Here is a 1,859-nt window from a genome sequence, read left to right on the forward strand (position 1 = left end):
AGCCAGGTGCCGAACGGCACGCCGAGGATGTTGGCGACGGTGAGGCCGGTGAACATGATCGCGATCGCCGAGGCCCGCTGCTGCGGCGGCACCAGGCCGGTCGCGACGACCGAGCCGACGCCGAAGAAGCTGCCGTGCGCCAGCGCCGTCAGCACGCGGGCCGCCATCAGCAGCTCGTAGGTCGGCGCCAGCGCGCAGCTCAGGTTGCCGAGCGTGAAGACCGCCATCAGCGCCAGCAGCAGCGTCTTGCGCGGCCAGTGCTGCGTCAGCGCGGTCAGCAGCGGTGCGCCGACGACGACGCCGAGCGCGTAGCCGGAGATCAGCAGCCCGCTGGCCGACACCGAGACGCCGAGATCGGTGCCCACGTCGAGCAGCAAGCCCATGATCACGAACTCGGTGACGCCGATGCCGAAGGCGCCGACGGTCAGCGCATAGAGCGCCAGCTTGGTGTTCTTCATGACTGTGAATTCAGATGCCGTTGAGTCGGGAATGATGAGTTCAAACGGTGTTGTGGACTAGACTGCCCGTTGGAAAAACACTTGTGAACCGATTTCATCAGCGGGGGTGGGCATGGCACGACTGGATGTGAACCGCTCGGGCGAGATGGAGGTGTTCGTGCGGGTCGTCGAGCTGGGCGGTTTCTCGGCGGCGGCGCGGGCGTTCCGGATGACGCCGTCGGCGGTCAGCAAGCTGGTCGGGCGGCTGGAGGCGCGGCTCGCGGTGCGGCTGCTCAACCGCTCGACGCGGCAGGTGCAGCTGACGCCCGAGGGCTGCGTGTTCTACGAGCGGGCAGTGCGCGTGCTGGCCGATCTGGAGGAGGCCGAGCGCGGTGCCGCCACCAACGATGCGCCGCGCGGCCGGCTGAGCGTGAACGTCAACGTGCCGTTCGGCGAGCATTTCCTGCTACCGCTGGTGCCGGCCTTCCTGGCGCAGCATCCCGAGGTCACGCTCGACCTGGTGCTGACCGACGAGGTGATCGACCTGCTGGAGCGCCGCACCGACGTAGCGGTGCGGGCCGGGCCGCTGAAGAGCTCGCAGCTGCTGGCGCGCAAGCTGGGCGAGACGCGCAAGCTGATCGTCGGCTCGCCGGCCTACTTGCAACAGCGCGGCACGCCGATCACGCCGGCCGATCTCGCGTCGCACAACCGGTTGGGCTTCACGTATGCCCGTGCGCTTGAGGGCTGGCCGCTGATGGAAGGTGGCAAGGTCGTGCAGGTGGCGTTGAACGGCAACGCGCGGGTCAGCGACGGCGAATCGCTGCGCCGGCTCGCGGTGGCGGGGCTCGGTCTCGTGCGGCTGGCCGCCTTCCAGGTGCGCGATGACATCGCCGCCGGGCGGCTGGTCGCGGTGCTGGAAGACTTCAACCCCGGCGACCTGGAAGAGTTCCACGCGGTGTTCGTCGGCCAGGGCGGGCACCTGCCGTCACGGGTGCGGGCGCTGCTGGATTTCCTGGTGGAGAACGTGCGGTTCGGCTAGATGAGCTGCTTCTGCGCGGGGATACTCGCTACCATGGTTCGCGTTGCGACAAGGAGCTGACATGGGACCCCTGGAACGCATTACACAGCGACCGGACGTGATGGGTGGCAAGGCCTGCATTCGTGGCATGCGTGTCACCGTCGGGATGGTCGTCGGTCAAGTCGGTGCCGGGCACAGCGTCGACGACATCCTGGCCGACTATCCCTATCTGGAGCGAGAAGACATCCTGCAGGCGCTGCGCTATGCCGCCTGGCGCGCCGATGAGCGCGAAGTCGAGGCAGGCGCGCTGCTGACGATCGACACGAAGCGCACCCGCTTGCGCCTGTTGCCGCTGCAAGTGAATCGGTGATCGGTTGCCGGCTCACGCCCGGCGCCAGATACTC

The 1,859-nt window shown here is 68.0% G+C and carries 3 protein-coding genes; 2 read left to right on the top strand and 1 reads right to left on the bottom strand.

Features of this window, described 5'->3' with window-relative positions; all coding sequences use genetic code 11:
* Positions 1 to 458, bottom strand: a 458-nt coding sequence (locus tag AC1D12_RS32335; protein WP_477845238.1) for an MFS transporter, incomplete at its 3' end; no start/stop codon positions are given.
* Between the two features lie 112 nt (positions 459 to 570).
* Between AC1D12_RS32335 and AC1D12_RS32340 the strand changes: the two genes are divergently transcribed.
* Together AC1D12_RS32340 and AC1D12_RS32345 are read left to right on the top strand one after the other, a co-directional pair.
* Positions 571 to 1,476, top strand: a complete 906-nt coding sequence (locus tag AC1D12_RS32340; RefSeq protein WP_477845239.1) for a LysR family transcriptional regulator — start codon at positions 571 to 573, stop codon at positions 1,474 to 1,476.
* A 61-nt stretch (positions 1,477 to 1,537) separates the two neighbouring features.
* On the top strand, positions 1,538 to 1,825 hold the full coding sequence (locus AC1D12_RS32345) for a DUF433 domain-containing protein (RefSeq protein ID WP_477845240.1): 288 nt from the start codon (positions 1,538 to 1,540) through the stop codon (positions 1,823 to 1,825).
* The last annotated feature ends 34 nt before the right edge of the window (positions 1,826 to 1,859 follow it).

Source organism: Rhizobacter sp. P1_G5, assembly GCF_056405435.1.

What these genes read in the sequence shown, in the direction of transcription:
- AC1D12_RS32340 (WP_477845239.1), top strand. Translation starts at nt 571, where the DNA reads ATGGCACGACTGGATGTGAACCGCTCGGGCGAGATGGAGGTGTTCGTG.
- AC1D12_RS32345 (WP_477845240.1), top strand. Translation starts at nt 1,538, where the DNA reads ATGGGACCCCTGGAACGCATTACACAGCGACCGGACGTGATGGGTGGC.